This is a genomic window from Streptomyces caniscabiei, from assembly GCF_014930365.1.
Taxonomy (GTDB): domain Bacteria; phylum Actinomycetota; class Actinomycetes; order Streptomycetales; family Streptomycetaceae; genus Streptomyces; species Streptomyces caniscabiei.
Window position 1 is genome coordinate 52,639 of the sequence record NZ_JABXWI010000021.1, and the last position, 12,700, is coordinate 65,338.

Annotated in this window: 11 protein-coding genes and 1 pseudogene; 9 read left to right on the forward strand and 3 right to left on the reverse strand. The window is 69.0% G+C overall.

Annotation, left to right across the window (positions count from 1 at the left end; all coding sequences use genetic code 11):
• The first annotated feature begins 26 nt into the window (after window positions 1-26).
• Window positions 27-782 (forward strand): thioesterase II family protein, encoded by a 756-nt coding sequence (locus HW837_RS40035; protein ID WP_093790806.1) that lies wholly within the window; start codon window positions 27-29, stop codon window positions 780-782.
• A gap of 1,070 nt (window positions 783-1,852) precedes the next feature.
• Here the strand turns inward: HW837_RS40035 and HW837_RS40040 are convergent.
• The gene (locus tag HW837_RS40040) at window positions 1,853-2,065 is read right to left on the reverse strand and encodes a hypothetical protein (protein ID WP_045558333.1); all 213 of its coding nucleotides are present in this window, start codon (window positions 2,063-2,065) and stop codon (window positions 1,853-1,855) included.
• A 39-nt stretch (window positions 2,066-2,104) separates the two neighbouring features.
• Here HW837_RS40040 and HW837_RS40045 point away from each other — a divergent pair.
• The 3 genes and pseudogenes from HW837_RS40045 to HW837_RS40055 all read left to right on the forward strand — a co-directional run.
• A pseudogene (locus tag HW837_RS40045) lies at window positions 2,105-2,780 on the forward strand (IS5 family transposase); the annotation flags it as partial.
• Between the two features lie 350 nt (window positions 2,781-3,130).
• Entirely contained in the window at window positions 3,131-3,829 is a 699-nt protein-coding gene (locus HW837_RS40050; RefSeq protein WP_193381721.1) for an SDR family oxidoreductase, read from the forward strand.
• 177 nt (window positions 3,830-4,006) lie between these two features.
• Window positions 4,007-4,837 carry an enoyl-CoA hydratase/isomerase family protein gene (locus HW837_RS40055; RefSeq protein ID WP_193381720.1) on the forward strand — a complete coding sequence of 277 codons (831 nt, stop codon included), beginning with the start codon at window positions 4,007-4,009 and terminating at the stop codon, window positions 4,835-4,837.
• A gap of 246 nt (window positions 4,838-5,083) precedes the next feature.
• On the opposite strand, the gene HW837_RS40060 is transcribed toward HW837_RS40055, so the two are convergent.
• Window positions 5,084-5,761 carry a TetR/AcrR family transcriptional regulator gene (locus tag HW837_RS40060; protein ID WP_237270581.1) on the reverse strand — a complete coding sequence of 226 codons (678 nt, stop codon included), beginning with the start codon at window positions 5,759-5,761 and terminating at the stop codon, window positions 5,084-5,086.
• Window positions 5,762-5,831: 70 nt separating this feature from the next.
• On the opposite strand from HW837_RS40060, the gene HW837_RS40065 reads away from it, so the two are divergent.
• The 3 genes from HW837_RS40065 to HW837_RS40075 all read left to right on the forward strand — a co-directional run bounded on the left by HW837_RS40065 (window position 5,832) and on the right by HW837_RS40075 (window position 9,158).
• The gene (locus HW837_RS40065) at window positions 5,832-6,671 is read left to right on the forward strand and encodes an alpha/beta fold hydrolase (protein ID WP_045558336.1); all 840 of its coding nucleotides are present in this window, start codon (window positions 5,832-5,834) and stop codon (window positions 6,669-6,671) included.
• Window positions 6,672-7,271: 600 nt separating this feature from the next.
• The gene (locus HW837_RS40070) at window positions 7,272-8,339 is read left to right on the forward strand and encodes an alkene reductase (protein ID WP_193381719.1); all 1,068 of its coding nucleotides are present in this window, start codon (window positions 7,272-7,274) and stop codon (window positions 8,337-8,339) included.
• A gap of 225 nt (window positions 8,340-8,564) precedes the next feature.
• A complete protein-coding gene (locus HW837_RS40075; RefSeq protein WP_045558338.1) occupies window positions 8,565-9,158 on the forward strand; it encodes a TetR/AcrR family transcriptional regulator in 594 nt (197 codons plus the stop codon).
• A 255-nt stretch (window positions 9,159-9,413) separates the two neighbouring features.
• On the opposite strand, the gene HW837_RS40080 is transcribed toward HW837_RS40075, so the two are convergent.
• Complete coding sequence (locus tag HW837_RS40080) at window positions 9,414-10,286, reverse strand: alpha/beta fold hydrolase (protein ID WP_237312220.1); 873 nt, start codon at window positions 10,284-10,286, stop codon at window positions 9,414-9,416.
• Window positions 10,287-10,998: 712 nt separating this feature from the next.
• On the opposite strand from HW837_RS40080, the gene HW837_RS40085 reads away from it, so the two are divergent.
• Complete coding sequence (locus tag HW837_RS40085) at window positions 10,999-11,601, forward strand: TetR/AcrR family transcriptional regulator (RefSeq protein ID WP_045558340.1); 603 nt, start codon at window positions 10,999-11,001, stop codon at window positions 11,599-11,601.
• 211 nt (window positions 11,602-11,812) lie between these two features.
• The gene (locus tag HW837_RS40090; protein WP_193381718.1) at window positions 11,813-12,697 is read left to right on the forward strand and encodes an alpha/beta hydrolase; all 885 of its coding nucleotides are present in this window, start codon (window positions 11,813-11,815) and stop codon (window positions 12,695-12,697) included.
• Window positions 12,698-12,700 lie beyond the last annotated feature (3 nt).

The following is a 12,700-nucleotide window of genomic DNA, read 5'->3' on the forward strand; positions in this document are numbered from 1 at the left end:
CCAGCCCCGAGCCCCGGAGCCACCAGGTGACCGTGCAGACCGAGGACAGGGATCTGTGGATCCGCCGCTACCACCCCGCCCCGGACGGTGCGGTACGGCTGCTGTGCCTGCCGCACGCCGGCGGATCGGCGAGCTTCTACTTCCCCGTGTCGCAGGCTCTCTCGCCCCGGATCGACGTGCTCGCGGTCCAGTATCCCGGCCGCCAGGACCGCCGGCTGGAACCCTGCGTCGAGTCGATCCCCGAACTCGCCGACCGGCTGCTGCCGTTGGTCCTTCAGGAGGCGGACCGCCCGCTCGCCCTCTTCGGCCACAGCATGGGCGCGTCGCTCGCCTTCGAACTGGCGGGCCTCCTGGAGCGCCAGGCCGGCATCGTCCCCACGATGCTCTTCGCCTCCGGCCGGCGCGCCCCGTCCCGCTTCCGCGCCGAGGACGACGTCCACCGCCGCGGCGACGAGGCGCTCCTCACCGAGATCAGACGACTGGCGGGAACGGACGCCCGCGTCCTCGGCGACGACGAGATGCTCCGCATGATCCTCCCGGCCCTGCGCAACGACTACCGCGCCGCCGAGCTCTACCGCCCCGGCCGTGTCCATCAGGTCGACTGCCCCGTCACGGCCCTGGTCGGCACCACCGACCCCAAGGCCCCCCTGGACGACGTGCGCGCCTGGCAGGACCACACGACCGGCCACTTCACCCTGCGCACCTTCCCCGGAGGCCACTTCTACCTGGTCGACCAGGCCCCCCAGGTCCTCCGCCTGATCACCGAAACGCTGACCGCCTGACAACGGCGCCACCCCCTCGCTCACGGAGGGACGACGGTGTACGCCACACGGCGCCGTCCCGCTCCGGAATCGGTGCGGGCTCCATGCCGAGGTCTCGACGGTCGCGCCGGTCGCGCCTGGTGCGACGACCGTTCTGACTGCGGGTCCCGTTCCCTTTCGTCCTGGCATCCCTTGTTGGACATCTGGCCTGCGTGACAGGGTGGTTCGCGCTTGAACAATCCGTAACCGGCCTCTCGGCTCACACGGATCGTGGCGTTGCCCGTTCCCCCACAAGGCGGTCGCGCGGCATCGCCGGGCGATCACCACCTCAACACCTCTCTCCGCACGGCCACACCAGGTCCGCGCCGCCGCCGCTCCCTCATCGGCCCGGGATGAGGCTGGCCAGCGCGCGCCTTGGGAGAAGGAAAGCCCCCTGTGTCTTTCGCTCACCCGTTTCCCGCAAGCCCGGCTCCCGACCCCGAGACCGCTCCAGGGATGTCGGACGACGCCCTCGTCGCCGCGCTGAGGATGTCCCGGACCATCGAGGGCACAACGCCGGTCGCGGCGTTGATCGCGCGCCACGGGCCGTGCGTCTCCGACTATGCGGAGATCTGCGCCTCCGGTTCCCCCAACCTCGCGCGAGCGCTCGCCGCCACGGCGTTCCGCCATGTGGTGCGGGACCTCCAACGAGCCGGGTCCACCGATGCCCTGCGCCCTCGCCTGCTCGTCGCCGTGCGGGACACCGTAAGTGGAACCCGAATCGTCGGCCGTCCCCGCAGCCCTGCTCGGAATCGAAGGGGACATGCCGCCCTTCGAGTTGGACCGGGCGCGGGAGCAGTGGCGATCGGCGCTCCTGCGCACACATGTCGAGAATTCGGCCGGGAGACAGTGCCGGGACTACGGCCGTCTCCTCGACGCCCCCTCACACGGAGCGGGTTCCACACTGCCCGAGGTGCAGCTGCATCTGGATCAGTGCTCCTACTGCCTGGACACCGCCGAACAGCTCAGGCTCTGCGCCACGAAACCGGGCGTACTGCTGGCGGAAGCGCTGCTCGGCGAGAGCGCTCACCCCTATCACTCCAGGCCCTGGGTCAGGAGGCGTGGCGGCCGACAGCCTGGACGAGGTGGTCGACGTCCTGTTCCGTGGTGGCGAAGGAGGTCACGAGGCGGACGACACCCGGCCCCCAGCGGTCGTGGTAGAAGACGTAGCCGTCAGCCAGAAGCCCGTCGATGACCTGCTGGGGCAGACGGCAGAAGACGATGTTGGCGTCGGCCGCGCCGAGCAGAGCGACCTCGGGTCTCACCTTGAGGCCCTCCTGAAGGCGGCCGGCCACGGCATTGGCGTGGCCGGCGTTGCGCAGCCACAGGCCGTCCGTGCGCTTGTCGAACGGTTGGCGCCGGAGGGCCTGTGGGAGTGTTCCAGCGGGTGGTCCCGCCGGCGCCTGAACGCCCGCAGGGCGGAGGGCATCGTCGACGAGGAGATCGTGAGGTGCTGGCCGCGATCATCTTCGTGGCGACCTCAGGCTGTAGCTGGAACCAACTGCCGCCGGGCTTCGGACTATCGGGCGTGACCGCCTTTCGCCGGTTCACCGAGTGGAGCGAGGCCCGGGTGTGGGCCAAGCTCCACCGCCTGGTCCTGGACGAACTCGGTTCCCGTGGAGAGTTGGACTGGTCACGGTGCGCGATCGACTCCGTCAGTGTCCGGGCCCTCAAAGGGGGCAGCTGACGGGACCGAATCCGACCGACCGCGGCAAGAAGGGTTCGAAAATCCACCTCATCGTGGACCGTCGTGGCATGCCCCTGTCGATCGGCATCTCCGCGGCGAACCTCCACGACAGCCAGGCACTGATACCGCTGGTCCGTGGCATCCCGCCGATCCGTTCACGTCGCGGTCCCCGACGTCGCAAGTCCGGCAAGCTGCACGGGGACAAGGGATACGACTACCGGCACCTGCGACGATGGCTGGCCTCCCGTGGCATCGGGCACCGCCTTGCCCGTAAGGGCCTCGAATCGTCCCGACGCCGCGTTGGTCGGCCGACGGTGCGGAACTCGCTGCTCGACATCCCGCTCGGCGGGAATACCCGGTCTCAAGACGGAGACCGGCTGCACGACATGCGCCCTGCCGATGGTCCGCGGGCCGGCTTGGTTCGGGCCGAAGTGCTTGACCTTGCCCGCGTCGATCAGCTCCTTGACAGTGCTCGGGCAAGGTCCCCGCGCAGCGTCGGTCACCAGGCGGATCGGTTGCGGCCGCCGACTCGGCCCACTTATTCTTACGATCGTAATTTAATGGGCCTGAGCCGCGTCACCTCACGCCATCAGCGCTCCGACCATCTCCTCTCCACTTTCACTTCACTTCACCGGGAACCTTCATGGACCTCTCCGCCAGCACCGCCCTTGTCACCGGAGCGAACCGTGGCTTTGGCCGGGCCCTCGCCGCCGAACTGGTCAGCCGCGGCGCCACCGTCTACGCCGGCGCCCGCAACCCCGACCAGGTCGACCTCCCCGGCGCCAAGCCGATCGCACTCGACATCACCGACCCCACCTCCGTCGCCGCCGCAGCCGCAGCCACCGGCGACGTGACCATCCTGGTCAACAACGCGGGCTCCTCCACCGGCGCCGACCTGCTCACCGCCGACCTGGACGACATCCGCCTGGAGATGAACACCCACTACCTCGGCACCCTGACGGTGGCGCGCGCCTTCGCACCCCAGATCGCGGCAGGCGGCGGCGGGGCCATGCTGAACGTCCTGTCCGGCCTGTCCTGGGTCAGCTTCCCGGAGTTCGGCGCGTACTGCGCCGCCAAATCCGCGCAGTGGTCACTCACCAACACCCTGCGCGTGCAACTGGCCGACCAGGGCATCCGCGTGGCCGGTCTGCACGTCGGCTACATGGACACCGACATGGTCCGCACCGTCGACGCGGCCAAGTCCGACCCCGCCGACATCGCGCGCATCGCGGTGGACGGCATCGCCGCCGACGCCTACGAGATCCTCGCCGACAACGCGGCCCGCCAGGCACAGGCAGCACTGTCCGGGGGCGTCTCGGCGCTCTACCCGCAGCTCCCCTGAGGAACGCCCGCCCCTACCGGCCAACCGCGATGACACGTCCGCCAAGGAAACCTGAACGTCACCGCCGCCCCCTTCGGCACCCGGCCCTCACCCGGCGCAACACCGCCACGGTCGCCGGACGCGATCACGGCCACGCAAGCCCAAGCCCTCTATGAAACACGAAAAGGAAACCACGCCATGAGCCAGCCCAGCACGATCCGCCTTGAGCGGACGACTCCGCGGACAGCGAGAATCACGTTCTCGAATCCTCCCGTGAACCTGGTGGTCCCCGAGTCGATCGTGACGCTGCACAAGATCGTCTCGGAGCTGGAGAACGACCCCGACATCCAGGTCGTCGTCTTCGCCGGCGAACTTCCCGACTTCTTCATCAACCACTTCGACGCCGCCGCGGCCGCCGACCTCCCCCTGCCCGAGCACGAGGACGACAACCCGCTCTGGACCGACATGGTCCTGCGGCTGAGCAAGGCCCCGTTCGTCAGCATCGCGGCCATCCGGGGCCGTACCCGCGGCGCCGGCAACGAGCTGGCCCTCGCCTGCGACCTGCGCTACGCCAGCCGCGAGAAGGCGTTCTTCGGCCAGCCCGAGGTCGGCATCGGCCTCGTCCCCGGCGGAGGCGGCGCCGAACGACTGCCCCGTTCGATCGGCCGCGACCGCGCGCTGGAGGCGATCCTGACCAGCGCCGACTACGACGCCGACCTGGCCGAGCGCTGGGGGTGGGTCACCCGGACCCTGCCCGACGCGGAACTCGACGCCTTCGTCGACGCGACCGTCACCCGTCTCGCCTCCTTCGACCGGCAGGCACTGGCGACCGCGAAGTCCCAGGTCAACCGGGCGACACTGCCGCCGGACGTCCACCTGGTCGCCGCCTTCGGCGAGTTCGCGGGCACCCTGACGCAGCCGGGATTCGCCGCGCGCGCGGTCGGGCTCGGCGCACTGGCCGCCGAAAAGGGCCTCGACGTCGAGTACCAGCTCGGCGAGTACATCGGCCGGGTCAACGAAGCCCTCTGAGCGCCCCCAGCCGCGCCCACGACCGACCGCGGCGGCCGATGCCCCACCGCGCACAGTCGAGACGTGCGAGTCGCCTGTTCTCGCGTCCGGGCGGCGACTTCGTCGGCGGCACATGAACAGCTCTCGGCAGCGGTGCAGACCATCCGTCGAGCGGGCTCGTGCTGCCGCACCAACGGCTTGGAATCGCAGGGCTGTTGCCTCAGAGCCTGTCCCTCGGATGGTCGGCCCTGCGTCGGTCGGGTGTGGTCAGGCTTCTGGGCTCAGTCCCGTCGGCTGATCGCTGCTGCCGTGCGCCAGCGAAGCGAGGATTTCCTTGCGGCAGACATCGAGGATTTCGTCCGCCAGCGGAGAATCGTCGGGGCATGCCCGCGACAACATGATCGCTCCGATCGAATGGGCGAGCATGTCGAGCACCATGGCGCGATCCGCGCGTCGGTCCTGGTCCGCATCCCCCGGTGTGTCGCCCGGGGCCTGAAGGGCCGTCAGCAGGTTCTCGATCCCGGCTGCGAACTCTGTTCTGATGCCCGCCGGCTGGCGTGCGGCGTCGCCGCTGAGGGCCGCGATGGTGCAGCCCTCGCCGCGCCCGTCGCGATGCTCCCGGGAGACGTAGCTCTCGACGAACGAGGCGGGATCCAGACCTTCTGTCCGTGCCGCGGTCTGCGAGAGCCCGTTCGCGGACGCTTCGGCCATCAGGTCGGCCTTGGAGTGGAAGTGCTTGTAGAACCCGCCGTGAGTGAAGCCGGCGGTCGCCATCAGTTCCGCCACGCCGACACCGTCATAGCCGCGCTCGCGGAACAGCCTGGCGGCTGTCGCGACGATGTGCGCACGGTTCTGCTCCGCCTGTGCCCTGGTGACCCGCATGTCCGGCCGCCCCTTCCACGGTCGACGCTCGACGGTCAAGCATACATAGATGTCGATCGACATCTATGAGGTTGACTTTTTAAATTACGATCGTCATCGTATTACTCATCGCCCACCAGAAAGGCTCAAGGCCATGAGTGACACGCATGCGACCGCACCCACTCAGTACATCGAGGTCGACGGCGACCGCTTCGCCTACCGCCGCTGGGGCAAGCCCTCCGGCGTCCCGATCTTCCTCGTCCAGCACCTCCGCGGGGGAATGGACCACTGGGACCCCCTGCTCACCGACGGCCTGGCCGAAGGCCGCGAGGTCATCCTGTTCAACGGGCGCGGCATCGCCTCCTCATCCGGCACGCCGCGCAACCGGATGGAGGACATGGCCGACGACATCGCCGCGGTCATCCGGGCGCTGGGGCTGGAGCAGGTCGATCTGCTCGGCTTCTCGATCGGCGGTTGGCAGGCGGAGGAGGTCGCGCTGCGCCACCCCCGGCTGGTGCGCAAGCTCCTCCTGCTCGGCACCGGCCTCCGAGGCGGGGACCCGACGATCGACCCCAAGGTGCCCGAGGTGGCGACGAATCCGGTCCCCACCGTGGAGGACTTCCTCTTCCTGTTCTTCGGCCGCTCACAAGCCGCCGTCGAAGCGGGCCGGGCCTTCTGGGAGCGACGCCACCAGCGGGTCGACCAGGACCCGCCGAGCTCGCTCGAAGTCGCACAGGCGCAGCTCGAAGCGGTTGCCGCCTACGCCGAACCCCTGCCCGGCGAGAACCCCTACGCCTACCTGAACGCGATCACCCAGCCCACGTTGGTCCTCAACGGCGAGAACGACGTGATGATCGCCTCGATCAACTCCTGGCACCTCGCCCAGAACATCCCCGACGCCCAACTGCTGATCTACCCCGACGCCGGGCACGGAGCGCACTTCCAGTACCCCGAGCGGTTCCTGAAGCACGCCCTCCAGTTCCTCGACGAGTAAGCAGCCGCGCGCGAAAGACGAACGGCACGCCCTCGGCCGACGGTTTCGCGGTCATCGACCCGCGGCGGCGAGGAAGTCGATACGCACGGGCAGCAGTCGCGTCCGACAGCCCTGGTGACCCGGCGCCAACCTTGGCATCGGTAAGGCATTCGCGGACGAGCCCCTCGACCGCGGTGCGAACCAATGCGTACGTGGCTGTCCGCGATGTCGCCACATCACGGACCCGCGGCTCACGCCCGTCGCGCGGCGGTGCCTTCGTCAACATGCTCTCGGTCGCCTCGTGGGCGGCTTACCCCGTAGCCGCGACGTACAGCGCGTCGAAGGCAGCCGCGTGGAGCTACACCAACGCCGCAAGGCAGCAGCTCAAGACCCAGGGGACCTAAGTCGTCGCCGTCCACGTCAGGCCGGTCGACACCGACATGCAGGCCGGCCCGGACGTCGCCAAGACCCCTCCCGCCGGCGTGGCCCGCAGCCACGAACAATAAAAAAAATCACGATCGTAATGTAATTCATTCACGCTCATGGCGGATGCCTCATCGGATGCACAGCCCAGAACGCCGGCTCCCGTATGCCCGCCACCGACCACTTGAGGAACCACGCATGCTCGACAACCTGTGGACCCCGACCGTCGCGGGCAAGATCTCCCTGCCGCACCGTCTGGCGATGTCCCCCCTGACCCGCAGCCGGGCCACCCCGGACGGCGTGCCGACCGATCTCAACGCGGAGTACTACGCCCAGCGCGCCTCGCACGCCCTCATCATCACCGAGGGCACCCAGCCGTCCGCCGACGGCCAGGGCTACCCGGTGACGCCGGGCATCTACACCGACGAGCACATCGCCGGCTGGCGCAAGGTCACCGACGCCGTGCACCAGGCCGGCGGACGCATCGTCATCCAGCTCATGCATGTCGGGCGCATCTCCCACCCCGACAACACCCCCCACCGACGACAGCCGGTGGCCCCCTCCGCGATCAAACCGGCAGGCCAGATGTTCACCGGCGCTGGGATGCAGGAGATGCCGGAGCCGCGCGCGCTGTCCACCGAGGAGGTCGCCGCGACGGTCGACGACTTCCGCCGCGCCGCCGCGGCCGCCATCGCGGCCGGCGCCGACGGCGTCGAGATCCACGGCGCCAACGGCTACCTGGTCCACCAGTTCCTGGCCAACAGCACCAACCAGCGCACCGACCTGTACGGCGGCTCCCTCGACAACCGCATCCGCTTCGCGGTCGAGGTCGCCAGCGCCGTGGCCGACGAGATCGGGGCCGGCCGCACCGGCATCCGGCTCTCCCCCGGCAACCCCTTCCAGCTCGGCGACCTCGCCGAGGACGACACCCACGAGCTCTACCCGCACCTCGTGCGCGCCCTCGCCCCCCTCGGCCTCGCCTACCTGCACCTCGCCCACGGCGGCGACGATCAACTCCTGGGCACACTGCGCGAGTTGTGGCCCCACACACTGATCCTCAACCGCGCCGGCACCGACATCGCCACCCGCACCAAGGACATCGACAACGGCATCGCCGATGTCATCACCGTGGGCTCGATGGCACTCGCCAACCCCGACCTGGTCGAGCGCATACGTGCAGGCGCCCCCCTGAACACCCCCGACCCCGCCACCTTCTACGGCGGCGGCGCGGCCGGGTACACCGACTACCCCACCTACACCGCCTGACCGGAGCGCCCGGCGCCCGGGGGAGCTGTCTCCCTCGGGCGCTTCCGCGTACGCGCGGCGCGGCCAGGCAGCGGTGCAGACGCGCTCGCGAGGCGGGCGCGTCTGCCGGCGATGACGACGAAGTCCCACCCAAGATCAAATGCCGACCATAATATTACGTGCGTCAGACCACACCTTAGGATGGGATGCAAGGCAATGGCCCGGCGGAGTTGACGGAGGAACCCTGTGGCGCGCTACACCAAGGAGCACAAGCAGGTGACGCGGCAGCGGATCATCGAGACCGCCGGTCACCGGTTCAAGCAGGACGGCATCGACGGCTCCGGCATCTCCACGCTGATGTCCGACGCCGGACTCACCAACGGAGCCTTCTACGCCCACTTCGAGTCCAAGGACGACCTCGTCGCCCACGTCGTCGCCGAGCAGCTGCGCGCGCAGGTGAAGCAGTACGACGCGCTGCGGCCCGGTCGCGAGGGACTGGAAGATTTCATCCGCGCGTATCTGTCGCCCGAGCACCGGGACAACCCCGGCGACGGTTGCCCGTCCGCCGCCCTGCTCGACGAGATCGGCCGCTGCGGTGACGCGACCAAGGACGCCTACACCGACGGCGCCAAGGCCATCCTCGACGAGCTCGCCGCCCGCCTGGCACCCGAGGATCCCCAGTCCGCCCGCGGTCAGGCCATCGGGCTCTACACCATGGCCGTGGGCACGCTGCAGCTGTCCCGCGCGCTCTCCGACCGGGAGTTCTCCGACGAGGTGCTCGAGCAGGGAACCGAGAACATCCTCGCCTTGGCGCGGTGCCCGTCAATACCGGCCGGGTGACCACCTCGTAAGGGCCAGGACGCCGGTGCCGCGCACCCGCGTTTCCGTGCTGGTCCTGGGTCCGGCGCCCGGACGGGAGGGACGTCAGCCACACCGGTCTCCGCATCGGCATCCCGCACGACGACCGCCTCGGTGCCGTACGGCCGAGAAGCGGGCAGGTCAGTGACGTCGAACAAGCGACAGAGCCGTGACGCCCACCATGCGTCACGGCTCTGACCCACGTCCTCGGTCCGTACGCCGACCGCACCGCGGCCCCTACGGCCGGCCGAAGAACTCGAGAGCCGTCGGCACGAACTGCTCGTGGTACTGGAAGATGCCGCCGTGGCCGCCGTCGGGGTAGATCACCAGCTCGGAGTTCGGCAGTCGCCGGTCCATGTCGTACGAGTTCGACGTCGGAACCATCCTGTCGTCGTCACCGTTGGCGACGAGCACGGGCTGCTGGATGCGGGAGAGATCCTGCGGCTGTGCCAGCCCCCAGCGGTGGATGGCTTTGAGCTGGGAGAAGTAGGAGGTGAGGCGGATCGCCTTGTCCCGGTCCTTGGTGCGCTCCTTCAGGCGGGCCAGGAACTGCTTGCCGGCCCGAATCCCGTTCGGGGTGCGGGTGAAGAAGAGGAACTGCTTCACGTCCTGAAGGGTGAGCAGTGCCCGGAGGGTGTCGTAGTGCGAGATCCGGGTCACGTTCTTGATGCCCTCGCCGCCGGCCGGACCGGTGCCCGCGAGGATCAGCCTGCGGATGAGCTGCGGGTCGGTCTCGGCGATCACCTGGGCGATCATGCCGCCCATCGAGAAGCTGAGGACGTCGACCTGCTCGAAGCCCAGCGCCCGGATGAAGGTGACGGCGTCCTTGGCCATCTCCTCGATGGTCTTCGGCGTCACGCCGCTGGACGCGCCCACGCCCCGGTTGTCGAACGTGATCACCCGGTGCTTGGTGGCGATGCCGTCGACGACCCGGGGGTCCCAGTTGTCGAGGACCGCGGCGAGGTGGGTGATGAAGATGACCGGCATACCGGTCCGGGGGCCGAGGTCGCGGTAGGCGAAGGTCACTCCGTCGGCGGTGACGGTGCGGGTCTGCGCGTGCTTGTACGACGTCACCACGTCGCCGTCGTTTCGTGTTTCGCGTGCGTTCACGGTCGTGCCCTTCGATGTGTGGGTTACCGCCGGTTGCGCCAACCTCTTCTTCCTCACGGATGGGCGCGGAGCGGATCCCAGGATTCCCGGCTGCGACTGCAGTCCGGTGTCGGCGGCCAGAGGAGGCCCCGGATGGCGAGAACCCACTGGATCAGGCTCCCGGACAACCCGTCGACCATTGAAGTATGATCATACTTCTATCGAGGTGCAAGTGGCGGGCCGAACGAGATGCACAACGGTGGAATCACAGGTTCCGCCTGGCACGTGAGACCAGTCGGGCGGCATGCCGAGGTCCTGGAGGACGGCGAACAGTGTGGACGGCCCCGGTTCGGCCTGGCGGGCGCGACTGGCATGCACGTCCGCCCCAGCCTGAACCTCGAACTGCCGCAGCGTTCACCCGTGCTCCTGCGCAGCCGCCCTGGACGAAGGGACAGCCCCCCGACTACGCCGCGCCGGCTTCACGCCGAGTAGGGGCGACCTGGGTCGACAGGGGGCCTTCATGGCGAGCGGAGACCGCGACCAGACGCGGACCCGCGTGCGGGCCAGCAGTACGGACGGACATGCGCGGCGCGGACCGAGAGGCGGAGCGGACACCGCAGCGAGGGCGCCGGAGTCCGAGGTTTACGAGGTTATTGAATTACGTTCACAATACAATACATTGGAGGAGCCGCTGGAGGGCGAGTGGCCCACCCGGCACGCAGAGGAGTGTGCGGTGCGATACAGGCAAGAGCACAAGCAGGCCACCAGGCAGAGGATCATCAAGACGGCCGGCCGCCGCTTCAAGGGGGACGGCATCGACGGCTCGGGCATCGCGGCGGTCATGAGGGACGCGGGGCTGACCAACGGCGCCTTCTACACCCACTTCACGTCCAAGGACGACCTGGTGGCCACGACGATCGCCGACCAGCTGCAGGCACAGAACGCGAGCATCGTCGCGCACGCGGAGCCAGGCCGCGCGGGCCTCGAACAGATCGTGCGCTGGTACCTGTCCCCCTGGCACCGCGACAGCCGCGACACCGGCTGCCCCTCCGCCGCCCTGCTCGACGAGATAGGGCGCTGCACACACCCGACCAAGCGGGCGTACACCGACGGCGTGCTGGTCGTCGCCGACGGCATCGCCGCCCGCCTGGCCCCGCACGACCCGCTCTCGGTCCGCACCATGGCACTCAGCGCGTACGCCATGATGGCCGGCACGCTCCAACTCGCGCGCGCCCTCGCCGACCCCCAGCTGGCCGATCAAGTCCTCGAACAGGGCGTCCACAACGCCCTCGCACTGCTGGGCATCGAGCACGGGTACACCACAACCCCGAACTGACCTGCCCAGAACGCGCCGGTCGCCGCGGCGGCCCGTCGCACCTGCGCAGCGCACCGCTTGACCCCGCCGTGCCAGTTGCTCGGTGTCACGCTGGGCGCTCGCGCAACCGCGCCGCAGGTTTTTGCTTACCCGTCAACTGAGCCGCGGGGTGGACGGTCTGGACGAAAATTCCTTGCAGACAAGGGCAGTGAGCGCCCTACGGTTGCCTCCCGTGACCATCGAGATGCCCTACCAGTCGCTTCCGATCGACCAGTCCGACGTGCGCTACATCCACGGACCCGATTCCGCTCCGCAGCCGGGCGTGCCCGCGGGCGAGACGGTCGCGTTCGAGTGGAGCGACAGCGCGGTCTACCCGGGAACCTTCCGCAAGTTCTGGGTCCACGTGCCCGCGCAGTACGACCCAGCGGAACCAGCGTCCTTGATGGTGTTCCAGGACGGATGGTGGTATCTGGACCCCGCAGGGGAGGTACGCGGCGCGATGGTCCTGGACAACCTCATTCACCGAGGCGACATACCCGTCACCATCGGCGTGTTCGTCGATCCCGGTGTCTTCCCCGGAGCGGAGAACCCGAAGAATCGAAACAACGAGTACGACGCCTTCGACGACCAGTACGTGACCTTCCTCCTCACCGAGATCATCCCGCAGGTCGCGGAGCGCTATGCCATCGCTCAGTCGCCCGAACAGTGGGGCATCTGCGGCGGGAGCAGTGGCGGCAACTGTGCCTTTACCGCCGCGTGGCTGCGTCCGGACAAGTTCCGCCGTGTCATCGGATACCTGTCCAGCTTCGCGCAGATGCCGGACGGCAATCCCTACCCGCAGCTCATCGCCCGCGTACCCCGCAAGCCGCTGCGCGTCTTCATGCAAGGCGGACACCGCGACCTGAACTGGAACGAGCCGCAGTGGAACTGGCTCGCCGAAAACCTGCGCGTGGCAGCCGCTCTCGCCGAAGCGGGCTACGACTTCCGCCTGGTCCTGGGAGACGGCGGCCACAGCCCCAACCACGGCGGCGTCCTGCTGCCTGACGCGCTGCGCTGGCTGTGGCGGCCCGACGATTCCTCATGCCGTTCGTCAAGCCACAGGGCACGCGCGAAGTAACGG